Source organism: Bradyrhizobium sp. ERR14 (genome assembly GCF_014198235.1).
In the GTDB taxonomy this organism is placed as follows: domain Bacteria; phylum Pseudomonadota; class Alphaproteobacteria; order Rhizobiales; family Xanthobacteraceae; genus Bradyrhizobium.
Window position 1 is genome coordinate 1 of the sequence record NZ_JACIHD010000029.1, and the last position, 25,709, is coordinate 25,709.

Annotated in this window: 14 protein-coding genes, 1 tRNA gene and 2 pseudogenes; 5 read left to right on the forward strand and 12 right to left on the reverse strand. The window is 59.3% G+C overall.

Features of this window, described 5'->3' with window-relative positions; all coding sequences use genetic code 11:
- Together GGD62_RS37195 and GGD62_RS37200 are read left to right on the forward strand one after the other, a co-directional pair.
- On the forward strand, positions 1 to 153 hold a 153-nt coding region (locus GGD62_RS37195; RefSeq protein ID WP_246800452.1), incomplete at its 5' end, for a LuxR C-terminal-related transcriptional regulator.
- 46 nt (positions 154 to 199) lie between these two features.
- A complete protein-coding gene (locus tag GGD62_RS37200) occupies positions 200 to 625 on the forward strand; it encodes a response regulator transcription factor (RefSeq protein WP_409333985.1) in 426 nt (141 codons plus the stop codon).
- A 1,277-nt stretch (positions 626 to 1,902) separates the two neighbouring features.
- On the opposite strand, the gene glmS is transcribed toward GGD62_RS37200, so the two are convergent.
- Positions 1,903 to 3,729 (reverse strand): glutamine--fructose-6-phosphate transaminase (isomerizing), encoded by a 1,827-nt coding sequence (gene glmS, locus GGD62_RS37205; RefSeq protein ID WP_183713632.1) that lies wholly within the window; start codon positions 3,727 to 3,729, stop codon positions 1,903 to 1,905.
- Between the two features lie 1,018 nt (positions 3,730 to 4,747).
- Between glmS and gmd the strand changes: the two genes are divergently transcribed.
- Both gmd and GGD62_RS37215 read left to right on the forward strand, forming a co-directional pair.
- Entirely contained in the window at positions 4,748 to 5,833 is a 1,086-nt protein-coding gene (gene gmd / locus GGD62_RS37210; RefSeq protein ID WP_183713572.1) for a GDP-mannose 4,6-dehydratase, read from the forward strand.
- Positions 5,814 to 6,782, forward strand: coding sequence for a GDP-L-fucose synthase (locus tag GGD62_RS37215; protein WP_283813371.1), 969 nt, complete (start codon positions 5,814 to 5,816; stop codon positions 6,780 to 6,782). Before gmd ends, GGD62_RS37215 begins: the two co-directional genes overlap by 20 nt.
- A gap of 309 nt (positions 6,783 to 7,091) precedes the next feature.
- On the opposite strand, the gene GGD62_RS37220 is transcribed toward GGD62_RS37215, so the two are convergent.
- The 7 genes and pseudogenes from GGD62_RS37220 to GGD62_RS37245 form a co-directional block, all read right to left on the reverse strand.
- A complete protein-coding gene (locus GGD62_RS37220) occupies positions 7,092 to 8,234 on the reverse strand; it encodes an MFS transporter (protein ID WP_183713576.1) in 1,143 nt (380 codons plus the stop codon).
- A 459-nt stretch (positions 8,235 to 8,693) separates the two neighbouring features.
- Positions 8,694 to 9,068 (reverse strand): hypothetical protein, encoded by a 375-nt coding sequence (locus GGD62_RS37225; RefSeq protein ID WP_183713579.1) that lies wholly within the window; start codon positions 9,066 to 9,068, stop codon positions 8,694 to 8,696.
- An 854-nt stretch (positions 9,069 to 9,922) separates the two neighbouring features.
- Positions 9,923 to 13,027, reverse strand: coding sequence for an efflux RND transporter permease subunit (locus tag GGD62_RS37230; RefSeq protein WP_183713582.1), 3,105 nt, complete (start codon positions 13,025 to 13,027; stop codon positions 9,923 to 9,925).
- 671 nt (positions 13,028 to 13,698) lie between these two features.
- A pseudogene (locus tag GGD62_RS37235) lies at positions 13,699 to 14,311 on the reverse strand (4-phosphopantoate--beta-alanine ligase).
- A gap of 13 nt (positions 14,312 to 14,324) precedes the next feature.
- Positions 14,325 to 14,690 (reverse strand): hypothetical protein, encoded by a 366-nt coding sequence (locus GGD62_RS37240; RefSeq protein WP_409333986.1) that lies wholly within the window; start codon positions 14,688 to 14,690, stop codon positions 14,325 to 14,327.
- Positions 14,609 to 14,851: pseudogene (locus tag GGD62_RS41970) on the reverse strand (3-methyl-2-oxobutanoate hydroxymethyltransferase); the annotation flags it as partial. The gene GGD62_RS37240 and the pseudogene GGD62_RS41970, both read right to left, overlap by 82 nt.
- Before the next feature lie 3,256 nt (positions 14,852 to 18,107).
- Positions 18,108 to 18,404, reverse strand: a complete 297-nt coding sequence (locus GGD62_RS37245) for a hypothetical protein (RefSeq protein WP_183713585.1) — start codon at positions 18,402 to 18,404, stop codon at positions 18,108 to 18,110.
- 2,651 nt (positions 18,405 to 21,055) lie between these two features.
- On the opposite strand from GGD62_RS37245, the gene GGD62_RS37250 reads away from it, so the two are divergent.
- Positions 21,056 to 22,714, forward strand: a complete 1,659-nt coding sequence (locus GGD62_RS37250; RefSeq protein WP_183713637.1) for a recombinase family protein — start codon at positions 21,056 to 21,058, stop codon at positions 22,712 to 22,714.
- Here GGD62_RS37250 and GGD62_RS37255 read toward each other — a convergent pair.
- The 4 genes from GGD62_RS37255 to mnmA form a co-directional block, all read right to left on the reverse strand.
- Positions 22,671 to 22,747: transfer RNA gene (locus tag GGD62_RS37255), tRNA-Met, on the reverse strand. The genes GGD62_RS37250 and GGD62_RS37255 overlap by 44 nt on opposite strands.
- Positions 22,748 to 23,055: 308 nt before the next feature.
- The gene (locus GGD62_RS37260; RefSeq protein ID WP_018318409.1) at positions 23,056 to 23,412 is read right to left on the reverse strand and encodes a hypothetical protein; all 357 of its coding nucleotides are present in this window, start codon (positions 23,410 to 23,412) and stop codon (positions 23,056 to 23,058) included.
- Positions 23,413 to 23,555: 143 nt separating this feature from the next.
- On the reverse strand, positions 23,556 to 24,194 hold the full coding sequence (locus GGD62_RS37265) for a class I SAM-dependent methyltransferase (protein WP_018318408.1): 639 nt from the start codon (positions 24,192 to 24,194) through the stop codon (positions 23,556 to 23,558).
- A gap of 242 nt (positions 24,195 to 24,436) precedes the next feature.
- Positions 24,437 to 25,618, reverse strand: a complete 1,182-nt coding sequence (mnmA, locus tag GGD62_RS37270; RefSeq protein ID WP_092260470.1) for a tRNA 2-thiouridine(34) synthase MnmA — start codon at positions 25,616 to 25,618, stop codon at positions 24,437 to 24,439.
- Between the last annotated feature and the right edge of the window lie 91 nt (positions 25,619 to 25,709).

Sequence of the window (25,709 nt, forward strand, 5' to 3'; positions counted from 1 at the left end):
GTAGCCGCCGAGCTTGGGCTGGCCGAGATTACGGTCAAGATCTACCGGGGACACGTAATGAAGAAGATGCGTGCACGGTCGCTGGCCGACTTGATTAGAATGACTGAGACGTTGGGAATTCGCGCCAATCGTCCTGAACAAACCCAAGTATGATTTTACAATTTTATCAGTCGAGCCCACTTTTCGCCGAAGGTGGCTGATGCTTGCAGCCGCTATTCCCCGTTCAGGAGTGCTCGTCTTGTCCACGCCTTTGATTTCCGTCGTTGACGACGACGCCTCAGTCCGTGTGGCGACAGAGAATCTTTTGAAATCGCGTGGCTACATCGCCCAAATATTTGCGTCGGCCGAGGAACTCCTGAGGTCCCCGCAATTGGACGAGACATCCTGTGTGATTACCGATGTACAGATGTCGGCTATGAGCGGCCTGGAGCTATTGGCGGAGATGCGGACACGCGGTTACGACGCACCATTCATTTTCATTACGGCTTTCCCCGACGACCGCGTACGCGCGTCAGCGCTGGGCGCCGGAGCGATTGGCTTCCTCGCCAAACCCTTTACCGGACAAGCGTTAATCGAGTGCCTCGACAACGCACTGAACGCGTATGACGGCCGAGGCGGCATCTGATGCAATCAACCTGCGGCTTGAAATGATGTCCGATCTAAACGGTCCACAGGTCGATCTCGCCACCGATCAACCCCTTCGCGGTCAAACATGCTACTTGCTTTAAAACGCGAGCGAGAGGCCAATTGTTGCCTTGTACATGCTTCACCGACTATCGCCGGGCGGCTACATTGGTGCAGAACAACCTTATCGCTGCGAGGGCCGGAAGGGCAGGCTAGCTCGACTCATTCTGTAGGTCGACGTTAAAGATAATGCTGACCCAAAGCAATCGACGACCCTAAGCACTTCTTAACTCGTCTAGATCGAGGTTATATACTCCATTGCAGAGCGGAGCTGGCGCGAGAGCGCTCGACAAAGCAAGAGATTGGCTGTTCGCAGCCCGACTGCAGTGACGATGATAACTGAGCTTCGCCCAGGACAACCGCCTCGCGTGTGTGTTGAGGCTTTTCTGGTGAAAGAGCTCTGCACGATCCTCGTGCTCACGGCGTCGTTATATATCGGTTGACGAATGCCGGCCGTCTTGTCCATCGAGCGCCGCTTCGCTGTACATTTCTTTGCCCACCGACACACGGCAGGCGCCCACGCCGTCACTACTTCGTAGGCCGCGATCTGTAGAAGACTTCTGCCTCCAAACCGTCCAACGTGCTCGGCGCAACACGCCCGGCCCCTCGGCGGCCGGACGCACTCTGGCGGCACCCCATGCAGGTCCTCGCCGCGGCGAGCATTGCCGCAATTGCCTTGCGCAGTGAGCTCCTACTTCCAACGCTCACACAACTCAGCAACCGCTAGGCCAAGGAGCACTCTGGGGGCAGTCTTCTCAGCCAACTCAGAGGAACTCTCAGCCGCAAACGCTATAAACAGAGAGGAGCCTGTCGCGCGTATGCGCTGCCAGTGAATAAGCCGCGACGGAGCGGCCCGAAGCTGGTGTGTGCACCGACTTGCTCGTCGGCTTCGCCAAGGTGGGAGGATAAGTTAGAGGGTATCTGTTGTGTACCGAGCTTCAGGTGATTTGGCCCTGCAAAGCAGATGGCAGGCTGGGTAACCGAGAGCCGACTTGGATCTCCCAATGGTCAGTAATTCCCACTTGTTATCGACCGTTCCTCTCGAACGACAGGAAGGTAACGCTCGCCTCCATTGGCGTTAGTCGGTTGACGATGATGACGCAAGCAGGACTCTGCTCATCGAGCTGGACCGGTCTATGATTGACCTTATCGATACTGGGATCGCTCTCCTTGAGCTCGCCCACTCCATTAGTGGCCTCGATGCTTCAAACTGCCGCCTCATTCCACAGTCACCGATTTTGCTAGATTACGCGGCTGATCCACGTCCGCGCCCCTTACGAGCGCGGTATGGTAAGCCAAGAGCTGAACCGGAATGGCATAGACCATCGGCGTAAAGCTTGCGACCATCTCCGGCAGCACAATGGTCATGAGTGTGTCCATCGTCGCTTCTAAAGCACCCTTCGAATCGGTGATCAGGATGATCTTGCCGCCCCGAGCCGCAACTTCTTGCATATTCGAGACGGTCTTCTCGAAGACCCCGTCATAAGGGGCGATCACCACCACAGGCACAGCCTCATCTATCAATGCGATCGGTCCGTGCTTGAGCTCGCCGGCCGCATAACCTTCTGAGTGGATATAGGCAATTTCCTTCAGCTTGAGTGCGCCCTCAAGCGCCAGGGGGGCCGATGTGCCACGACCGAGATAGAGCACGTCCCTTGTCTCGGCGATATAACGCGCGAGCTTCTCGATCTGCGGCTCAATCAACAGCGCCGCAGCAATCAACCGCGGCACTTCGATAAGCTCACGCACAAGCTTCGATTCATCGATTTCAGACAGTTTATCGCGCTCTTTGCCTGCTGCCACGGCAAGCGCCGCCAATACCATCAGCTGGCAGATGAATGCCTTGGTCGAGGCGACGCCGATTTCTGGCCCCGCCAGCGTCGGCAGAACGGATTCGCTCTCCCGCGCAATCGTCGACGTCGGGACATTGACTACAGATATCGTGTGCATGCCTTGGTCCTTGGCGTATCGCAACGCAGCTAGCGTGTCAGCGGTTTCGCCCGACTGCGAGATGACGATCGCGAGATCGCCCCGGCGCAAAGGCGCCTCTCTGTAGCGGAACTCGGAGGCTACATCGATCTCGACAGGCAAGCGCGCCAGCCGCTCGAACCAGTATTTGGCGATGTGCCCGGCATAGCTTGCAGTGCCGCACGCGGTAATTGAGATGCGCTGAATGGATTTAAAGTCGAACGGCAATGTGAGGGGCAGGACGACGCGCTTGGCCGCCATGTCGAGATAATGCGCCAATGTCTTGCCGGCCACTGTCGGCTGTTCGTGGATTTCCTTGGCCATGAAGTGGCGATAATTCGCTTTGTCCACAAGGAGTGACGATACGCCAGACTTTGATGTTTCCCGCTCGACGACAGATCCGTCTGCGCTATAAATCACGCACGTCGTGCGCGTAAGCACGGCCCAGTCGCCGTCTTCAAGATAGGTGATGGTGTCGGTCAACGGCGCGAGCGCGATCGCGTCCGATCCTAGATACACTTCGCCCTTGCCATGTCCGATCGCAAGGGGCGACCCCTTACGCGCACCGATCAAAAGATCATCGTGGGCCTTGAAAAGGAATGCTAGCGCGAAGGCACCGCGCAGCCGCGGCAGCGACGCTTGTACCGCATCCTGCGGCGAGTAACCCTTCTTGAGATAAGATTCGACGAGATGCGCCACCACCTCCGTGTCTGTCTCCGAGCTAAAATGGGCTCCATTCCGCTCCAGTTCAGCTCGCAGCTCGCGGAAATTCTCAATGATCCCGTTATGAACGACCGCGACATTTTCCGCCGCGTGCGGGTGAGCATTGCTCTCGGTCGGCTTTCCATGAGTCGCCCAGCGGGTATGACCGATGCCGGTATGACCCGACGGCGGATAGCAGCGCAGCTGCTCCTCAAGGTTTCTCAGCTTACCTTCAGCGCGGCGGCGCTCGATACGGAGACCTTCGAGAGTCGCGAGGCCTGCGGAGTCGTAGCCACGATATTCCAATCTCTTGAGCGACGCGACCAACTGCCCAACGACCGGACCACGCCCCAAAATGCCTACAATTCCACACATATCGATCAATGCAGCCCAAGTTTAAGGAGTCCGACGTCCCTCTACAGGAACCCGGTCATGAAGTCCGCTTGCCTGATGGTAACGGGTGTCTAGTTCGGTTTTCGCGGCCGCCTGTATCGCCGCCGCATTCACAAGCGTGAGTTAGATCTCTTTCAGCCATCATCGCTTCGTCGGCTACATTCCGCTTTTGCCTGCCGAACGAGTACAAACGGCACAGCAGCTCTAGCTTGAATTGTCCTGTCTTACTGGAGACATTTTCCGGCGCGGGTTAAAGAGACTTATCATACTCGAACCAAGGCAACTTACGCTCGGTCAAGGTTAAAGGATTGCCGTCGAAGCTCCATTGTACGAAAGTAAGCTCTCGATATCGAAACGTTCGACGATCTATACCAACGTTTGCTACTCTTTCTCACTTTGTCTCGCGTCAACCGTCCACTGCCTGCCGCGAGTTGGATATTGGCAACGGCGCTGATCGTGGTTGATGAGTCGACCTACAAGACTGCGTGTTATGTTCCGACGCTAATAGCGCTTTGTAGACTGCAGCTCTATGAGCAGGATGGCTGCGTGCTGCCTTGCATGCCGTCATTCCGACAAATGCATTGACGAATACGACCTCAGCTCGTCGCTTTCCCACGCCATGATGAGCCCACGCGAATGCACACATGCGCCTGAGGATGATAAGGAGCACAGACCAACGCTTCTATCTCATTGAAATACCGCCCAGGGGCAAGCGCGCCCCGGGCGCGCGTAAGGGCGTTTTGCCATCCATCTCGCCTTAGGACTATCGCGCTGCTAGGGTTACTGGGCTTCATTTTTGACGCTCAATGTGTTGGCACCCTTCAATCCAAATATAAATCAATGTATATAGTGTGCATTCCTGCATGGTGTGTATGACTGGAGCTAACGATCGCTTTCCTTTAATTGCGGGTGGAGCGCGCGTGCACATCTAGATTTTTCGAGAAACGGCTTCGCATGGTGTTTCACAGCGAGGCTCTTTGCGGCGCAACTAAGAGAGACCATGGCGGCTCAGGACTCAAAGCGGCGCGTTGCGCTAATTACGGGCGTCACCGGGCAGGACGGCGCATATCTCGCCGAGTATTTGCTCGGTCTCGGCTACACCGTGCATGGGATCAAGCGCCGGTCTTCCTCGTTCAACACCTCGCGCGTCGATCATCTTTACCAGGATCCGCATGCCGGCAACGTGCGGTTCCTGATGCACTATGGCGACATGACGGATTCGACCAATTTGATCCGCCTGATGCAGCAGATCCGCCCCACCGAGATCTACAATCTCGCAGCTCAAAGCCACGTCGCCGTCAGCTTCGAGAGCCCCGAATACACCGCCAATGCCGACGCGATCGGCGTGCTGCGCCTCCTAGAAGCGATCCGCATCCTGGGCATGGAGAAGGAGACGCTGTTCTACCAGGCCTCGACCTCAGAGCTCTACGGCCTCGTGCAGGAGATCCCGCAGAAGGAGACGACGCCGTTCTATCCGCGCTCGCCTTACGGCGTCGCCAAGCTCTACGGTTATTGGATCACGGTGAACTACCGCGAAGCCTATGGCATGTTCGCGTCCAACGGCATCCTGTTCAATCACGAGAGTCCGATTCGCGGCGAGACCTTCGTGACCCGCAAGATCACCCGTGGTGTCGCCCGCATCGAGGTGGGTCTCGAACAGACGCTCTATCTCGGCAATCTCGAGGCCAAGCGCGATTGGGGCCACGCGAAAGACTATGTCGAAGGCATGCATATGATCCTCCAGGCCGACAAGCCGGACGATTTCGTGCTCGCCACCGGCGAGACCCGATCGGTGCGCGAGATGGTCGAGCTTGCCTTCGCGCAGGTCGGCCGCCGCGTTGAATGGCGCGGCACGGGCGTCGATGAGACCGGGGTCGACGCCAAGAGCGGCAAGACCGTGGTGAAGATCGATCCGACCTATTTCCGGCCGACCGAGGTCGATCTCCTGGTCGGCGATGCCAGCAAGGCGCGCGAGAAGCTCGGCTGGAAGCCGAAGCGGACCTTTGCCCAGCTCGTCGAGGAGATGATGGCGAGCGACCTTGCCGAGGCGAAACGGGACGCGGTCCATGGCAAGCGCAGCGTTTGAGCTGACCGGCAAGAGCGTCTATGTCGCCGGCCATCATGGCATGGTTGGCAGCGCGCTAGTGCGCCGGCTGGCGCGCGAGGACGTCAAGATCGTCACGGTGGACCGGCGTGAGGTCGACCTCTGCAACCAGGCCGCCGTGTTCGACTGGTTCGCGCGGGTTCGGCCGCAGGTCGTATTCCTCGCCGCCGCGAAGGTGGGTGGCATCGTCGCCAACGACACGCTGCGCGCCGAGTTTATCTACGACAATATCGCGATCGCGGCGAACGTGATTCAGGCCGCGCAGCAAGCTGGCGCCGAGAAGCTGATGTTCCTCGGCTCGTCCTGCATCTATCCGAAGCTCGCGCCGCAGCCCCTGCGCGAGGACTCGGTGCTGACAGGCCCGCTGGAGCCGACCAACGAGCCCTACGCGATCGCCAAGATCGCCGGCATCAAGATGGCGGAGGCCTATCGCAGGCAGTATGGCAGCGACTTCATCAGCGTGATGCCGACCAATCTCTACGGTCCCGGTGACAATTATCATCCCGAGTACAGCCACGTAGTTGCCGCCCTGGTCCGCCGCTTCCACGAGGCGAAGCTCGCAGGCTCGAGAAGCGTGGTGGTCTGGGGCACCGGCACGCCGCGCCGCGAATTGCTCTACGTTGACGATCTCGCCGACGCCTGCATTCACCTGATGAAGACCTATTCCTCACCGGAACTTGTAAATATCGGTACCGGCGAGGACATCAGCATCGCCGAGTTAGCACTCATGGTCGCGGCCGCTATCGGTTTTCGCGGTGAGATCAGCTTTGATATGTCGCGCCCTGACGGCACGCCGCGCAAACTGCTCGACGTCGGGCGGCTGTCCGGGCTCGGCTGGCGCGCCACGACCTCGCTTGAGGACGGCATTCAGCTGGCATACCGGGCATATCGCGCCGACAGCGATGGACGGCATCTGCCTGTTCCGGAATAACGGGACAATCCTAGGTAGCGGTCAATGTCTAGCCTAGCGGACTTGCCGCCCACGTAACGACCAACTTTGCTTCGCAATTGACGAGTCGTTCATTGTCAACGACCGGCCTCGGTCGGACGCCAAAACCCAAGTGACGCGGTGTATCCTACCTACTACGCAGCCAACGACTTGCAGGAAAAGGAGAATGGCCATGACCGAGACCTGCTGCCATGAGGTTGAGAGCTCATCGTCTCTAAGCCGCTAAGCGCCGACCGCTGGACGGTCATTAGCCGGAAGCGTACTGGTGTCCCTTTCCTCTCGGCCAACGCCTTAGCGATGGTCTGTCATCATCATCCTCGCCGACAGCGTAACGATGGACATGAGCGCGCCCAACACCCCAAACGCCAAGCGCAAGCCAAACATGTGTGCGACGAGCCCAACGCCGGCGGGCCCAACGAGTATACCCGCATAGCCGACTGTCGTGATGACCGCGATCGCAACGCCCGCTGGCATCATTTTCTGTTTGCCGGCGCGTCGACAAAGCACAGGTACAACATTTGAAATACCCAATCCAATAAGCAGGAACCCCGCCATAGCAATCAACGCAACGGGCGCCGCCACCACAGCCAAGAAGCCTGTTACGATCGGCAGAGTCCCGAGCATCAATGTGGCACGGTCTCCGATTCGCGCCACCACGGCATCTCCGCTGAGACGCCCTCCGGCCATTGCGATTGAGAAGAGCATACAACCAATGCCCCCGTGCGCTTCCGCGAGAAGATCTCGTTCGACGAGAAGCAAAGCGCTCCAATCGAGCATTGCACCTTCGACAAGAAAGGTGATAGCCGCGAGCACCGCTATTAGCAACACACTGCGATGGGGCAAAACAAACGATGGCCCCTGCTGCCCCGACCCCACCGCGAGCAACCCCGGCCAGGCCGATACAATCGCGATCGTCATTAACGCCGAACAGACCAACGTCGAAAAAAGCGGGCCAAGCTGCAGCGACATTAACGAGGTCACGGCGGCAGAGCCGGTGAATTCCCCAATGCTATACTGAGCGTGGAAGCCAGACATCAATGGACGGCCCGTGTCGCGCTCCAGTTCAATCGCATGAATGTTCATTGCTACATCGATCGAGCCGAGTGAAACGCCGAAAGCAAACAGCGTAGCACCGAGCCTGACAGGTGTGTCGGCAATTGCAAGGCACGGCAACATGATCGCGAGTCCAAGTCCACCCGCGAGGATAATGGGCTTGCTGCCGTACCGCGCATTCAATACGCTGGTCGAAAGCATCGCGATGACGGATCCCGTTCCGAGACAGAGCAGCAGAAGACCAAGCATGCGGTCATCGACCGCGAGCCGCTCCTTGGCGAGTGGCACCAAAGGTGCCCAAGCCGCGAGACCGACTCCGGCCACAAAAAATGCGAGCCGTGTCCCAAGCAGGCCGGCTGACCAATTACCAGGAAGTATCACGGGCGCTCCTGAGAGAACGGGCTCGCGAGCGCGACGCCCCTCACCCTGCGCGCATCGCCTAAAGCGACGCTATCGACAATGATGGCCTCAAGCCGGCATTCTTTATCCCTGCAAATGCAATGCCGTCATAAAAACAACTGGGACTACGTCACTAGGCGAGCGGGCGGTGATCGTCGAGCCCGTGGATACGGTGTTTCGGCTATCCCTTCCCGGTTAAGCTGGCCATAAGAGGGTGACAGTTTTTGCTGATCTGCGACAACGGCCGGAGGCGCAACGCTCACTGAGGCTTTGTCGCAAATGCTACAAACCCCGCAAAGCCAACGGTGCCGGACGCCACTGTGTACTTGGCGCGAACACCGCCGTAGGTTTTCCGACAGCTCTTGCAAATCGGGAGCTCTCATCATGTGTAACGGCGCTGACTCGGGGGACCAATACAAGACCGCTATCACGCGGAAGCCGTCAATGTCGGCCCCGTACTTTTGAAATTCGATTATTCCTGGTTTCAGGCGGCCAGGCCGGGAAGAGGTCGGCGTCGCTCAGGTCCACGACGCGCGCGCATTCGATACCGAGGTGCCAGCCGGCATCGTTCAAGCGCTGATATCCGCAGTTCGCCTCGCTCCGACCAAATTGGACTGTGGGTGGTAAGGAGCAAGTGTAGCGGGATCCATCAGTATCGCCGCCCCTCACGTTATAAGCCCAGGCGCGCTGCACTAGATCGAGCTCGATCATCACCAGTGACAAACCGACGCCCGCATCAAAGCTCATGCAGATGCGTCGAATTATCTCCGGATCAAGCCGGCGCATGAGGTAGGAGCCCAGCAGGATGTCAGGCATGACACTGGGTATAAAAAATAGAGCAAGCTGCCGCTCTCGGGAACGAGCCGAGGTGATAGTAGACGAAGGGGGGCACGCTCGATTCCACCACGCGAACCCAGGGCTAGGCCGGCGCGAAATTCGTGTTTAGCCAGCCCTGATTGTTAAACAACATGCTAAGGGAGGGCCGGAGATAGTCGTCACCGAACGAGAGGATACCCAGCATCCACCCGAATGGCAGGCCGATCCGCCAGCTTGGCTCGATGGGGCGGCGTCAACCCGCAGCTTGCAGCACGATCAGGGACAAAATGATCGTGTAGGCGAATTTCATCCAGCCCGGCTGGAGCGAGGTCAAGGCATGGCCGCCGAGCGCAACGCCCGGCAAGAGAAGCAAGATGGGAAACACTCGTCTCAAACGCCGGCACGCCCTTCAGATCGACGAGAAGGACGTAGACGCTGACGAAAACCTCAATGATGACCTGCGTCGGTCATGTATACGGGGCTCCTGACGGCGACCGTTCTTGACCCGTTCGTCCAGGACAGCGTCATCTTTTTCAGCCAGCAACGCAAGCGATCAGACGGAAGCAAGTAGTTGTCGTTCAAGAGCCCTTGGCATAATGGCAACGCCATCTTTTACAGGAGAGCATGAATTCTCTTCTCCTCGGCGAGGTCGAGTTTTAGCATCCCGCTGCCGTTAAGTCCGGTGCAATTCACCTTAGCGGAGCAGGCGCGGATCACCCACGTGTTCTTCACCGAGCACCTGATGGTCGCCAAGCTCGGCACCACGGGCGTGAAGATCTCGATGCGTAAGGGAGCGTGAAGCGGTCACAGGCTGCTTCGCTCACTACACTGAGCGTCCTTGATTGATTTTATCGTCATTGCTTGACCATCTGGGCATCAGCAGCGCCGGTGAGGTCGAGCTCAGCGGCGATCTTCGCGCGGCCGGAGCTCGCATCGGCACGATGATCGGACGCGATCGCGACATAGACCGCCGGCAGCACGAAGAGCGTGAACAGCGTGCCTACGGACATGCCCGCGACGAGCACGAGCCCGATCGAGAAGCGGCTCGCAGCGCCAGCTCCCGTTACGGTCATCAAGGGTATGAAGCCCGTGACCATTGCCGCAGTTGTCATCAAGATTGGACGCAGTCGGACGCGCGCCGCCATCTCTATAGCCGAGCGACGGTCAAGTCTCTCCTTGAGCTGCAGCTCATTGGCGAACGCAACCATCAGGATGCCGTGCTTGGAAATCAACCCGACCAGGGTCAACAGTCCCACCTGGGTGTAGATGTTCATCGTCGCCCAGCCAAAGAATAGCGGGATCAACGCGCCGACGATTGCCATCGGCACGCTGATCAGGATGATGAGGGGATCCCGCAGACTTTCGAACTCTGCCGCAAGCACCAAGAATATGATTATGAGTGCAAATGCAAATGGAATGGCCAGTTGGTTACCCTCGTGCACATATTGGCGGGCGTCGGCGAGGAAGTCGTGGCTGAAGCCTACGGGTAGTTTCTTCGCCTCGGCTTCCAGGAAGTCCACGGCCTGCCCGATCGTGACGCCGGGCATCGGGACGGCCTGAAAGGTCGCGCAGTTGAGCTGGTTGTAGTGGGTGAGCGCGTTCGGATCGGTCGCAGCCTCAATGGAGACTACGGTAGACAACGGGACCATCGAGCCCGTCGCAGCCTTCACATAATAGCTCCCGATTGCTTGCGGCGCCAGGCGTACCTCGCGTGGCACCTGCGGGATCACCTGGTAGGAGCGGCCCTGTAAATTGAAGCGGTTGACGTAGTTTCCGCCAAGTAAGGTGGCGAGCGCGTTACCGACTGTCTGCATGGTGATGCCAAGCTCGTTGGCCTTAGATCGATCAACCTTGATTCGTACCACCGGCTGGTTGAACTCGAGGTCGGAGTCGCTCACCATGAACAGACCGCTGTTCCGCGCGGCAGCCTTCAGCTTCGACATCTCCTCGTAGACGGATTGGAAGCCAAGCGTCGAATTGATCACCATCTGCACTGGTAGGCCACCCGAACCGCCAGGAAGCGGCGGCAAGCTAAAGGCAAACGCGTTAATGCCTTCGATTTTGGACAGCTCAGCCTGGACAAGGGACTTTAGCGCAATCGATGATCGCTTGCCCTCGTCCCAGGGCTTGAGCAGCATGCCGGCCATGCCAGTCTGCTGGCCGCTAACGCCATTGATCACAAAGCTCAAGTCAGTCTCTGGAAATTTCTGGAACGCGTGTTCGAGCTTGGCCCCGTAATAGTCGAGGTAGTCGATATTGGCGTATTTCGGCGCCTTGGTTAGAGCGAATACGATACCTTGATCCTCCTCGGGTGCGAGTTCCTTGGAAGTATGCATATAGAGAAACCCGACGAGGCCCAGCATAGTCAGCGCAAACAGGGCGGTAATCGGACGATAGTCGAGCGAGCGGTCGAGCTTGTGGCCGTACCATCGTGTCATGGCGCTGAGCCCGCGGTTCACAAATCTTGCAAACCGCCCCCCGTCAGCGCGCCTCAGGAAGAGGGAGCACATCATCGGCGACAGCGTCAAAGCGATCACGCCCGACATGATCACCGCTCCCGCTAGCGTAAACGCGAACTCGCGGAACAGCGCACCAGTGAGGCCGCCGAGAAATCCGATTGGGGCATACACCGCAGCCAAGGTAATCGTCATGGATACAACGGGGCCGACGATCTCGCGCGCGCCCCTTATAGCAGCCTGTAGGGGCGGCGCACCTTCGTCTAAATGACGATGAATGTTCTCCACCACCACGATCGCGTCATCGACCACGAGACCGATCGCGAGAACCATCGCAAGGAGAGTCAGGAGATTGAATGAGAACCCCAGCGCCAGCATCATGCTGCAGACACCAACGAGCGACAACGGAATAGTGACTACAGGAATAATGACCGACCTCAGCGAGGCCAGGAATAGGAAGATTACCACCACCACGAGTACGACGGCTTCGATGAGCGTCTTCTCCACTTCATCGATCGACGATTGAATGAATTTGGTGGAGTCGTATGCCACTTTCATCTTCAGTGACGGCGGCAGGTTACGCTCCATTTCTGGAAACAGCGCCCGAACGCCTCGCACTATGTTTAGCGGATTGCCTTGCGGGCTCGCCTGAACGCCGATAAAGACCGCGTGCTCGCCGTTCATTGCGACGCTAGTGTCTGCGGTCTGTGCGGCAAGCTCGATTACCGCAATGTCCTCCATGCGCACAAAGCCACCGTCATTGGCTTTGACGATCATGCGCTTGAAATCATCGACACTCCGCAGATCCGTGTTTGCCGTGACATCGGAGATTGTGAAGTAGCTCTTGGTCTGACCGGCCGCGGCCTGGAAGTTGTTAGCCGCGATTGCAGCCGAAACTTCGGCTGGCGACACGCCGTAGCCTGCCATTTTCCCAGGATCGAGCCATAGCCGCATCGCAAAACTCTGGCCCCCCAGGATGTCTGCCGCTGCGACGCCGTCGACGGTTGACATAACGGGTTGCACGACGCGCGTGAGGTAGTCGGAGATCGCGCTGGCCGCCAGTTCCTCGCTGGAGAAGGCGATATACATGACAGCGGTGGTCTGACCGGTCGACTTAGTGACGACCGGATCGTTTGATTCCTTCGGGATTAAGTATTTGACTGAATTAACTTTGGAGAGCACCTCGGTGAGTGCTTCGTTAGGATCGAAATTGAGCTTGATGTAGACTTGGATCGTGGAGGTACCGAGCACCGATGAGGAACTGATGTAGTCGACGCCCTCGGCGGAGGCGACTGCCTGCTCCAGGGGAGTGGTGATGAACCCCTGGATCAGGTCGGCGGAGGCGCCAGGATAGGAAGTCGTGATAGTGACGACCGTATTGGATAGCTTGGGATATTGCCGGATCGGCAGTACGGTGGCCGCGCGCAAGCCGATCAGCAAAATCAAGGAACTGATGACAATAGACAATACCGGACGTCTGATGAAAAGCTCAGTAAATGCCATCTCGACTCGCATTTCAAGGGGGATGCAAATTCGCCAGCAACTCGCGCACGGCAACGATCATCAATGCGGCGACTGCGCTAAGCCGGTGGTATGAGGGAAGCGTTATCGGCTACTCTAATGGCTCACGCGTTCCTGAGCATAACGCGCCCAATCGTCCGCTTCTCCATCTTCGTCGCTCGAATGAATGTTGACTCCGCTGTTCTGATGCCGATCACGATCTCGAATAGTCGGCACCTTCTAAAGATAAAGCCCCCTGCCTCTCGTCTTCGCACCTGATTGGAACGCAACGATTTCGAGCAAGGTATCAGTTTCAGGTATTGCGCCGCCCCGTCGATCGAAGGATCCAGGTTCGACATCGAAAGTACAAACGACCAAACCGGTGCTCAACTCTACAAAGGTAAGTCGGTAATATAGCATGGGCTGCAAAACCCTATACCAAGGTTTGTCGAAATGAGCGCTGGTCGCAGCCGCGCGAAACTTCTGACGTTACCAGGCGCAAAGTTCTCGTTCCCACAATATTCCGTACGCACGCGTTATCGCTTCGCTAAGTCGCTAAACAAAGTCGCCTCGGAGTTTGCCCTTGGCTACGAGCTCGACGCCCCTTTTCCGAGCAGTGCCTTGAGCATTTCTTGCCGGTCAATATGCTGCGCGCGGTTTAGCCACGCATAGCGCTACCGAGTTCGCAACCCCAGTATTATGTTGTCGACCAGCCGCGTTGAGCCGACGTAGGCTGCCGCACAAAGCGCCGCGGGCGCCGCAGTGGACTGTCGGCGGGTTTGAGCGTGTCACCTTCGACAGGTTCAAGATACTGCAGGCGGTCAATTGCCTCTGAATGCTCCTTGGCGACCGCAATCAGCTTTCTCTACGTTGCACTCTCCCGAGCGAAATTCGTCGAGCGCTGCGGATAGTCCACGATTGATCGCAAGGGCCCGCTGACGCTCTTCTTAGCTGAGATAGCGGTTGCGACTGATCATTACGAGCCCATCCTGTTCGCGAACGGTTGGTAGTGACGATCTCGATCGGGAGATTGAGATCAATAACCATCCGACGCACGACCGCGCATTGAAGTCGCGCGGATAGGTGTTGTGATCCTCGTTTGGTCCGAACCTGAGTGGGGTTGACGAAGATGCTAACTACCGTGACGTGGCACTGCGCCCGGCTCGCCGCGATCAGGGCCATGTGGCCATCGTGGAGATAGCCCATTGTTGGCACCAATCCGACCCGTTGATCGGCACCGCGGGATTTTGCGAGAGTACGGCCAGCGACCCTCGTGATCGTTTGCATGACGAGCTCTACATCAAGTTGGGTTGGACGGCGCCCAGTTGGTAATTGCCTCGCCGACGCCTTCGGGAAGCCTATAGGACTCTTGCGACCTCGGGAATGCACCACCGCGGACGTCCGCGGCCCAGCGCGAAAGCGCATCACGCAACTGCTGAAAGCCTTCTGCATAGGCGCGAACGAATTTGGGGCGATGACCTTCCGCCCAGCACGTCGTGAAACACGAGCACCTGGCCTGAACAAGTCCGGGCCGGCGCCGATTTCGATCGTCGGTATTGTCAAGGAATTGATTGCTCGAGCAGAAAGATCGGCCGGAATGCCCTCCAAATACCAAAGCGAAACAGCCGGCCTCCTGCAGACGGTGAGCATCATCGAGCAAACGCAGCGCCTCATCCGCTTTTCGACCCTGTACTTTGAACCCCCCATGGCATTGATGCTCTGGGGCATTAGACCGAGATGACCCGTCACAGGAATCTCGCAATCCACGAGGGTACGCACCATCTCGATTCTCTTGCCGCCGCCCTGATCGAGCGCCTCGACAAACATCGATTACATTGACCGCGTTGTCTCCTCGCTTACCCAATCCTCCAGACATTCCGGCAAGAGCGTCAGCTGGGATCTGTCCGCGCCTGAAGCGTCCCATCCGTATCCCCCATCAGGAAACGGAAGAATCCGAGCCGACTCGAGCTTTTTCACACAGCCAGGGTCACGACGCGCTGACCTTGACGCGGAGGCCTGTGGCTAACGCAGACCACGGGGCAGCCCTGTCGCTCGCTCCTCATCACCTATCAAGGAATTTCGGGAGGCATCGTCGAGACACATTTGATATAATCTCCGCCAGGCTCTTCGCGGCGAGCCGCAGGCTGCTCTGTCGAGTCCCGCCACATGTAGATCGATGGCCTACACGGTTGAACTTGCAGAGCTTGTTTTGATTTCGTTGGATCAGATCGCCGGGATGTTCACGTTCATAGCGCCGCACCGGCACGGCCGGGTCAAGGTGCGCGATCGGCTCAATCCTAGCGGCCGCTGGATAGGGCTACGGCGTCAAGCCGACCTCGGTTGCGATCTATTTGCTTGTGTGGCGCTGTCGTCGCACACCTTCGGCGCATGTGGTAGGCAGGGTTTGGCTTGGCATGAAAGAGGTCTTGTGGAGCGATCACGGTCCATCGACGCCTGCCTCGCGGAACGCTTGACCCACCTGGCGACGGTCTTCGCCGAAATAACAAAGTGCAGCGCGGCTGCAGCCTTTGTCAGGCCATCTACGATGACGCTCCGCGCCATAGCCTTTCGGCGTCAGAGGCGCATCCTTATGGGTGCCCATCGATCCTCCGGGAGTGGGCTAAAGCTTTGACAACTGCGCTCCCTCGTTCAGGACCGGTTGGACAACCTACCGAAAGCTCACACTAGTGGTCTCACAGACATCCTACCCGAACCGGCTGACACCCAGGCGGCTCCTCTAAAAGCGCGCGTATGCGCGCAGCGATCTGCCGTGCTTCCTTGGGCCGCAGGTTAGGCTTCATGCAATCGAGTATGGCTAGCATCGCCCGAACTTCGTCGATGTTTAATGTCGCGACCTTTCGATCTGATAGTCCCAGCGACTGATCGGCGGCACGGACCTGATTGGCTACAAGTACCGCAAGCGCTTGCGACCGCAGGGACGCGATATGCCGCTCGAATGTATGCATTTATTGACCTGTAGCTGCCCTGGGCATGGTGTCGCAAGCGTTGGTGCAACCCGGTCGCACAGACTGGGGCTGGCCCCCTTTTGCTCCCAAGAGGCTCAAATTCTCAAGGGCTACTAAGCTGTATCTTCGAGAAGTAACAAAGGGCAGCTACCAAAACCGGTCGGTCCCGTCCTCATCGGCGACTCTCTAAGCTGGGTCTTTGCCTCGAAGAAACTGGAGACACCAGCATTTCCAGACACGTGCGCGTTGCATAAACAAGAATGATAGGCCAAACGCACATGAGAGACCCAAGAATGTTGGCGGAGTAAATCCAGACGAAGCGCGATAGGAGCAGTCCGTTGGAAAGATATCCGAGACCTCGAAAGCCGCGACGGGGAGAACTGCCTTGATCGGAGAGGCTGTCGGCGCCGTCATCGGCCACACATGGCGGAGACAATTGCATCAAGACAACAGCGGACGGAATTCAGCCAGGCAATCTCGTTTCCCTCCTGAGCGTTGCTGATGATTATCGGAAGCAGTGCGGACGCGACTCGGCGTCGTTTGGTTGCGCTGGAGCAGACGCTGTCCCTACCCCGCCCGCACTGCCAGTTGAACTTAGCAGAACTTGACTCAGCGCTTGTCCGCCACGCATACACAGGGGCAGCGCTGTACCTGCCACCCAGCTAACTGCTCCAAACTCAGCTTGAAGTGACGGCAAGAAGCTGATCGGGAGCTTATCGCTCGCAAAACGAGCAAAATCGACTGAACGAGAACTAATCCGTGAGTTGGAAGCAGTGCGGACGCGGCTCGGCGCCTGACGGTCTGGGGGCATCATGAGGCACTATCCTGCCGCATCCGCAGTGCAATGAGCTTAACGGAAGCGTGACTCGGCACATGGTGGTCCTTCAGCTCATGCGCTGTCCCTGCCACGCCCCCGTTAACCAACGATTTCTTATCAGGGCTGGCTTACCGAAAGCTGACAGAGCTGCGCAGCAGTTTACAAAATGAAGGGCCATGTGGCCCGCTTGCCATCGGCAGCAATATCGACGTTTACGCCTCGGACAATAGCCATTCGGCGCGCTTGCGATCAGCGGCAGCCGCACCGGCGCTACGCGCCGGATTGACGCTCAGCCAATCCACAGCACGTTTGTGACTGATCGCCGCTATGACCTCACGCCCCCTGGCTCGTGCGGCTCTTCGACCGTGCAGTATTCGATCACGCCGATCAGCCGGTAGGGCGCGAAAACTAGACGCAATTGGCGAGTTCGAGAAAAAGCAGCGCGGATGCGACTCGGCGCCTACGTCCACCGGGGGACGGTGGATAAATGCGCTATTTTGCCGCATCCGCTTCGCCGGAAACCTTGGGGCCACATGACTCGGCACCCTCCATGGGAGGGAAGGAAGGCGCCGTCCCTATCACGTGCCGCTGGCTCAGTAGTCGGCCTCGGGGATCACAAGGCCAACCCACCCGGCTTTCCCGTGAGGCCCGTCGCCTCAGGGCAGTGGGAATTTAGCGAGAGAGCGGCGTCGGGTGACCTACCAGCATTGGTAGTGATGCACAGCAATGGAAAAACTGTTGGTCAAACTTGAAGACCGGGCGAGTTAACGCCGCTCAGTCCTCCGAACGATCAGACGACGCCAGGGTCCCCCAGTTTCGCCACCTCTCGGTTTGGCTGCCGTAAGTAAAAAAAGAGCGCACCCTAAAGCATCGGCCAGCCGCAGCATTTCGTCACAACGCGGATGGCGCGAGCTGGCATGTCCTGCCGTCGTGAAGCGGTCCAAGTTAGGAACGGTAACAAGACTTGAGGCCGCTCCTCGACAAGCGGAGGGCGTTTAGCGTCGACCGCCTAGTGCCACCTATGGGAGCAATCTTGCGCACCCCTGGATCACTCGCCACCAGCGATGACGGTTCGCGCATCTTCGATCGGCGCAGCGATAGAATTCTTGTCGACATTCTTCGGCACCAATGACGCGGTCTCCGACTAGGTATAAGCTTTCTATTATCCGGCATCCTTCGTTTGTTAGCGATGCAAGCTGCGATCGCAGCGCGCTTATGTCAGCGCGGCATAATTGAATGAATGCAGAGCAGCGCCTTCCCCGGGCGCTACGGGCTTGAGGAACGGATGCTCGGGCGGACCTTAGGATGTTGGGCCATGGCTTTTATTCTTCTTCGACCACGCGGTGTGCTCGCCCATTTTGCGCCGCCTGTCATACCAGAACCGCACTCGCGCCCCAACCACAAGCGGGACGCCGTAATTGGTCACGGTTCCGTCGGTGAAATAATAATTGCGCGTCTTGCCATCGGCGTGCAGGAAGCCATAGTAGCCGCGATCGTTCGGCTTGATCTTGACGACGCCATCGAGCGTTTCAGGCATTTGGCGGAAGCCGGAATTTTGCGCGCGGGTTTCGACCCATACCTTGTCTGCCACAGTCAAAGCTGACCCGCGTATGCGGCGCGTCTATCTCGTCGCGTCGCAGCCGACGAGATCGCGCTCGTGAAAGTTGGCGGTTAGCTCACGGTCGTAACCCTCGCCAAGCGCCGCGTCGACGATATAGCCGTAGTGGCGGCTCCGATTGTTCGGTCTTCGCGGAAGACAATGATTCGCGCCTCAAACTCGCGAACTCGTTTTCAGGGAACTGGAAATTGCGTCATCACGCAAGACTTTGGTCCTGGCTTCGCTTCGAAGCGGGTGCTCAGCCAAGAACGAAATCACACTTTTCAGGCGCGTCAGGATTTCTCAGCCTCAGGTTGGCTGGTCGAAAATCGGTGCGGGCGTGACACTGTCGCGACGCTGTCTCAATTGCGTCGCGACATCGGGTCTCGTCGTCGCCTCAGCAAGCTTCTTAGTTCGCGTCGGTTCATAAACCAATGTCTTCGTCGAGCGCCAGCGAAGACGCGGCCGGTAACGAGACCGCGGCGATGTGGCTCATGCCGTCCACTGTGAGCTTCTGACCTTGCATGACGGCAGCATGCTTCATGCCGGGTTCGGGGGTATCAGGCGCTCCGTTACGCCGTTGCAGAGCATCTTTGAAGCATTGGAGCCCCCCACTACACCGCGGCTTTCTCGCGCCGATATAGCTCCCGGCGCTGTTCGCGATTCTGACGAACCTCTCGTTCCCCAGCGCCTCGCTCCCTTTGCTTGCGAGAGACCAAGGTACGGCCACCACGGCTTGCGGCGGCGAGCGTTGGCTTCGAGGCGTTTGTCCCCCGAGCTGGCTTCTGGGGCAAGCTTCCTGCCGTTAGGGAGCGCAGTTGCGCGATGAAGTTCGCGGCAAACAGCTCGTTGTCAAGCAGAGCCTTTGATCTGTAGAGAGGCGCAAGCCTCTGCATGCCCTTCTTATCACTAAGCATCGGTCAATCCCTTCTCTCGCGGTCGACCGAAACGGCTTTCGTTCCCAAAATTGAAGCCACGCCAGCAACGCGATGACGGCTTCGCGTGCCGCAATGCAGCCGGGCCTTGTGCGTACTGCAAGCGCGTGGCTCCGAAGCCCCGCAGGATCTTTCGCGATGGATTGCGAGAATTGGCGCGGCCTCAACTTGTTAGGCTGGGAGGCGATCAGTCTTGATGTTATCTGTGCTCAGCTAGCTTTGAAAGTCGCGTCTGCCGGTTCGTCAACGCTTTGCCACCATTTTGCTTCGTCGGGGCTCGGCGGAATAACTGGGAATATGGCAAATTGTGAATGTGAGGGATCGGCTGCGGAACTAGGCGCGGAAGAGAAGTGCGCTGCCGCCGTCGTCGGCCTTAGGATCTGCAGATTTGCTTGGCGACGACGATCGGAAAGGAGCTTGTAGCTGCGCAATGCTGCGGTAGACTATTTATTCTGCGCGTTTGCCTCTTCGCTCTCGCCAAAAATCCCGACTCATCTGTGATATCTGTCTGTGCTGCAAAGATCCGCTCGCCTGCCGGATCGCAAAGGCGCGCATTAATCGGCGGCGTTTGGCGGCACCAGCATAATTCGGCGTCCTCTGCAGCTTAGCCGGGGTCAAGGAAGCTGTGACCTATCGATCTGAGAGGGCGCAAATCGACGTCGCTGATCAAGATCAGACATTGTCCATTGGTGACAGAAGCGATCAGCGGCGCTAGGTATCGTTCGGCAGCCGCCTCGGCTCATGATGTCGCTTGCCAAGGAACGTGTCCGCCCACTTTTGCAGCAGATCGCGAGAGTGACGCACCGCACCGTAACTGGCTGCCCGCCGTTCAGCGTCTCAAGGCTCTGGCCGACAGGAATTGACGGGCAGGGATCGGGCATGGCTCACCTGTTAATGTTTTGAAGTATTCCGAGCCCGGAAGGTCTAGCGGGGGAGGCAGCGCGGGCCGGCTCTCCGCGCTGTTTAAAGCTCTGAAACTACCGGCTCCGCGCTGCCAGCGGAGTTAAATGACGATGTGACTCGGCGCTCGTCGAAGAGGCCCTTGGAAAGCGCTGTCCCTATCACGTGCGCCACTTCGCTCGCCAGCGTCACGGTACTGCAACGCTGCCACCTAGCACCCTTGGGCGACTGCCCGGGGCGCTCTGCCTTTTATCGTAGAGAAGTCCCGCAAGGCACCCGCCAGATTTGGTCGGTTGAGCTAGTTACCAAGAAGAAACTGAAGTGAAAACCAGTCGTTGTGCCGACCACTCCTGTCCCCGAATCCAAGCCTGACGCCGCTTGTCGCGAGGGGCCGTGAGGAGCTTCTGGCTTGTTCACAGTAGGCACGGATCTGATTCGCGACTCTGGCGAGGCCTTGAGTTTCCACTCAGGTATTCGGTAGATGGAGAGGGCGTGCGCTTCCCAGCGGCATCAATTCCGCCTAAGCAAAGCCATTGGCTCCTCTCTTTTTCTTCGCCTGGGCATCCGATTGCACGACGAGCTCATAGCGGCCGTTGCACCTAGTTTTCATCCGAGCAGGATGCTCGAAATGATCAGTTCCCCCCACGTCTTGTCGACTGGCCCCAGCGCAGGTGCGTGCACCTCGTTGAGCTGCGCGATGGCCTAAAGGTTCGGTCGTGCGGGAAGCCGATCGCAACTTTCCCTTGCAGACAAATCCAGACAAGGCGATCTTACGTCTCGCGCGAGTACTTGCCCGTGTGGCCGCGAGGGAAGATCATGAAAGACAGCTCATCGAGCGAAACGATAAGGAAAAGAGCGACGATCTATGCTCGATTCTCAATCGATCTACAGAACGAGAGATCGATTGATGATCAGCTTTCACTTTGTCAGAGCTATGCCGAGCGCGAATGCTTAACTGTGGTCAGCACCTATGAGGATCGGGCCCGTTCGGGTGGCTCAGTCATGGGACGCGAAGGCCTTCTTCGGATGTTGGACCAAGCGCGGGAGAGATCCTTTGACGTGGTAATCGTCGAAGCGCTCGATCGTCTTTCTCGCGACATGGAAGATCTCGCAGGCATCCATAAGCGGCTGTCTTTTCTCGGAATCGAGATCCGGGCGGTTCACGAAGGTGTTGTCAACACCGTGCTGGTCGGCCTTCGCGGCTTGGTCGGACAACTCTATCGTGAAGACAACGCTCACAAGGTGCGTCGTGGCCAGGCAGGGCGGGTCAAGCAAGGTTTGGCTGGAGGTGGCCTGACATACGGATACGCCGCGGTTGCCGGAAAAAGCGGCGAGCGGGTCGTCCTCGAGACCGAGGCACAAGTGATCCGGCGCATCTTTCAGGAATACGTGGACGGTCGAACGCCTCGCGAGATCGCACACGATCTCAACAAGGAAAGGGTATCACCTCCGCGGGGGCGCGCATGGAATGCTTCAACTATCAATGGCAACGTTCAGCGTGGCGCCGGAATTCTGCAGAACGAGCTTTATGTAGGGCGCCTCGTTTGGAACAAGGTCAGGATGGTGAAAGATCCCGACTCGGGAAAGCGCCTGTCACGACCGAATCCGAGGAGTGATTGGCAGATTGCTGAAGTGCCGCATCTTGCAATTGTCGGTCCAGAATTGTTCACAGCTGCCCAGCAACGCAAAGGGGAGCGCAGCCACGGCCACCCCAGCCATCAACGTCGGCCCCGTCGGATGCTATCTGGCTTACTCCATTGCGGTTCATGCGGCTCGGGTATGGCAACGAATGGACGGGACAAATCGGGGCGCGTTCGGATTCGCTGCTCGGCGGCCACCGAAAGTGGCACGTGTCCTGACGCCAAGACGTTCTATTTAGACACGGTCGAGAGCGCAGTCCTCAGCGGCCTAAAGGCCGAATTGCGTGCGCCGAACGTTCTTTCGGAGTACGTGCGCACATATCTAGAGGAGCGGAAGCGCCTCGCAGCTACATCAAACGCAAAACGGCAGCGCCTTGAGCAGCAGCTTGGGCAATTGAACCGGGAAATCGAACGACTGGTGGATGCGATCGCAAAAGGGCATGGCGATCCGTCTGTTCTCGGACCGCGATCAACCGCACTGGATGCCAAACGAAAGCGGATATCCGAGGAGTTGCAGAGTGAACCGCTCGCCCCGAAGGAAGTCGCGCTGCATCCGGCCATCCTCAAACGATACGAGGATCAACTCGGTCGGCTTGAAGAAGCACTAGCAGAAGGTGCCAGTGGGGGCGACGGAGAGGCCGCAGAAGGCATCAGAGACCTGGTCGAGACGGTGACTGTGTTCCGCGATCCAGCTCGCCCAGGTGGTGTAGCCGTGGACATAGCAGGCCGGCTAAATGCCCTGCTCGGGGAAAAGGCCTATCCCAACCACGTTAAAGGAGTGTGGGGAAAGGTGGTAGCGGGAGAGGGACTCGAACCCCCGACCCCAGGATTATGATTCCCGTGCTCTAACCAGCTGAGCTACCCCGCCACAGGGCCCGCGAACGGCTGCTATGGCCGATCTCGCGAACGCGCGGCATATAAAGAAGGGGGCGGGCGTAAGTCAATCCGCCTTCGCTAAAAGCTTTCCGCCCTCGCCAAGGCTTTCTTCGCCAAGGCTTTCTTGGCCACTGCTTCGGCGGGACAAGTCGGCGAGAAACGGCCGATTTGGGCGCCGGATTTGCCCGTTTGAAGACCGGACTCGTGGAGAATCCCCCTCACCCGGATCGAATCTGCGACGCGCTCCGGCCTCTCCCCGCAGGCGGGGAGAGGCGAAGGGCGCGAGAGGCGTGAAATCGCTTATTTCGGCCGTACGTTGGGGTCGCCGCCGGGGCTGCCCGGGGGCGGGATCACCGGGGTATTGCCGCCGGTTTCGGGGGCCGGGGCGTGCATCTCGGGGTCGACACCCGCGGGCGGGCACAGCACGCCGTCGGACTTTGCCAATCTGTCGCCGAGCGGTTCCCGGGACTGGCCGGTGGTGGTGCCGTCGGCCTGGCGGTTCGGGCGGTCCTGCGGGGTGCAATTGGCCGCATGTTGCGGGGATGGCGGCGCGGTCGCTTGCGGCGGCGTCGCCGGGGCGGGCGGCGCCTGCGCGATCGCGCTGCCGGAGGCGGCGATCAGCAGGCTGGCCAGGATGATGTTTGATGTCGTGCGCATGGGAGGGAAACGCGCAGGAAGCGCGGCCTGTTCCCGGTGGGAATGCGATGTGATCGGGCTATTCGCCGCGTTCACAGTGCACCTCTCCCGCTTGCGGGGAGGAAGCGCACTGCCGGCTTGGCTGTTATCGAGACAAACCGCGATCAGGCTTTGTGGTAGCGGATCAGCGAAAAGTGCCCCATCGGCGGCATCGGCCTCCGCTCGGCCAGCGTGACGCCGCCGTGCCTGGCGGCCCAGCCCTCGAGGCGGGCCCACGGGAATTCTGGGCGCCAGCCGAGGCGGCGGGCGACGGGGGCGAAGGCGAGCTCGAACAGCTTGCGCGGGCCGGTCTCGGCGCCGATGTGGTTGACCAGGATCAGCTCGCCGCCGGGCTTGAGCACGCGCACGAACTCGTCGAGCGTGCCTTCGGGATCGGGCACGGCGGTGATGACATATTGCGCCACCACCGCGTCGAAGAAGTTTTCGGGGAAGGCGAGGTTCTTCGCATCCATCACCGAGAGCACTTCGACATTGGAGAGCCGAAGCGCACGCACGCGCGCCTGCGCCTTGCGCAGCATCGGCTCGGAGATGTCGACGCCGCAGATTTTCGTGGTGCGCGAATAGTCGGAGAGCGAAAGCCCGGTGCCGACGCCGACATCGAGGATGCGGCCGCCGATGCGATCGGCCTCCGCAATGGTCGACTGCCGTCCGGCGTCGAACACCTTGCCGAACACGAGATCATAGACCGGCGCCCAGCGGCCATAGGCCTTCTCGACCCCGGCCCGCGAGATGTCTGCTGCCATGCCCCTGCCCTAACAAAAACTCTGGAGAGTAATAGCTGTTGGTGAGATCAAATCCAGCCCCGCGCGCGGTCTAGCGCCTCTCCCGCTTGCGGGAGAGGTCGACACGCTCGCAAGAGCGTGGCGGGTGAGGGTTTCTTCCTCTCGCGAGATATCGCGTGTGGAGAGAGCCCCCTCCCCAACCCTCCCCCGCAAGCGGGAGAGGGGGCGCACCGCTGGTGCCGCGAGGATGCGATTCATTATCCTTAGCCGCGCACCGCTTCAGCGAGCGGCCTCGCTGCGTTGCTTGCGACCTTCGCGGCGGCGCTCTGAATAAAGCCGCCGCCGAGCACGCGCGCCTGCCCTGAGGGCGCGTCGTAGAACACGCAGGCCTGGCCGGGCGAGACACCCTCCTCGCCGGCGACGAGCTCGACCTCGTAATGACCATCGCTGCCGCGCAGCCATGCCGGCTGGGGGCTGCGGGTCGAGCGCACGCGCACGAACAATTCGAGGCCGGCGCCGATGGCGCGGTCGATGTCGCCGCCGCCGATCCAGTTGACGTCGCGAAGTGCGATGCGGTGCATCTTCAAGGCATCGCGCGGGCCGACGACGACGCGGCGGGTGGCGGCCTCCAGCCGCACCACGAACAGCGGCGCGTGGGCGGCGATGCCGAGGCCGCGGCGCTGGCCGACGGTGAAATTGGCGATGCCGTTGTGCCGGCCGAGCACGCGTCCATCGAGATCGACGATGTCGCCGGGGTCCATCGCGTTGGGGCGCAGGCGCGTGATGATGTCGGTGTAGCGTCCCGTCGGCACGAAGCAGATGTCCTGGCTGTCGTGCTTGTCGGCGACGGACAGGCCAAAGCGGCGCGCGAGCTCGCGCGTCTCGGGCTTGGTCATGTCGCCGAGCGGGAAGCGCAGGAAGTCGAGCTGTTCTTGCGTGGTCGCAAACAGGAAATAGCTCTGGTCGCGGTCGGCGTCGGCCGCGCAGACCAGCGCGCGCGAGCCGTCTTCGCGGCGGCGCGAGGCGACGTAATGGCCGGTGGCGAGCGCCTGCGCGCCGAGCTCGCGCGCGGTCTTCAGGAGGTCGCGGAATTTGACGCTGCGGTTGCACTCGATGCACGGCACCGGCGTCTCGCCGAGCGCGTAGCTGTCGGCGAAATTGTCGATGACGGACTCGCGAAAACGATCCTCGTAGTCGAGCACGTAATGGGGAATGCCGAGTTTTGCCGCGACGTCGCGGGCGTCGTGGATATCCTGGCCGGCGCAGCAGGCGCCCTTGCGGTGGGTCGCCGCGCCATGGTCGTAGAGCTGCAGCGTGATGCCGACGACGTCGTAGCCTTCCGCCTTCAGAAGCGCAGCCGTCGTCGAGGAATCGACGCCGCCCGACATGGCGACAACGACCCTGGTGTCCTCAGGACGGCCTTCGAGATCCAGACTGTTGAGCATGGGCCTTAAGGGTTGTGACGGCGTGCGGCGATCCGCGACTTCATGCTTCTCGCGGGACGTCGGCGATCCCCGGGAACTATAGTTCCCGCAA

Coding starts and splice junctions, on each gene's coding strand:
- GGD62_RS37200 (WP_409333985.1), top strand. CDS start 200: ATGCTTGCAGCCGCTATTCCCCGTTCAGGAGTGCTCGTCTTGTCCACG.
- glmS (WP_183713632.1), bottom strand. CDS start 3,729: ATGTGTGGAATTGTAGGCATTTTGGGGCGTGGTCCGGTCGTTGGGCAG.
- gmd (WP_183713572.1), top strand. CDS start 4,748: ATGGCGGCTCAGGACTCAAAGCGGCGCGTTGCGCTAATTACGGGCGTC.
- GGD62_RS37215 (WP_283813371.1), top strand. CDS start 5,814: ATGGCAAGCGCAGCGTTTGAGCTGACCGGCAAGAGCGTCTATGTCGCC.
- GGD62_RS37225 (WP_183713579.1), bottom strand. CDS start 9,068: ATGCCTGACATCCTGCTGGGCTCCTACCTCATGCGCCGGCTTGATCCG.
- GGD62_RS37230 (WP_183713582.1), bottom strand. CDS start 13,027: ATGGCATTTACTGAGCTTTTCATCAGACGTCCGGTATTGTCTATTGTC.
- GGD62_RS37250 (WP_183713637.1), top strand. CDS start 21,056: ATGAAAGACAGCTCATCGAGCGAAACGATAAGGAAAAGAGCGACGATC.
- GGD62_RS37260 (WP_018318409.1), bottom strand. CDS start 23,412: ATGCGCACGACATCAAACATCATCCTGGCCAGCCTGCTGATCGCCGCC.
- GGD62_RS37265 (WP_018318408.1), bottom strand. CDS start 24,194: ATGGCAGCAGACATCTCGCGGGCCGGGGTCGAGAAGGCCTATGGCCGC.
- mnmA (WP_092260470.1), bottom strand. CDS start 25,618: ATGCTCAACAGTCTGGATCTCGAAGGCCGTCCTGAGGACACCAGGGTC.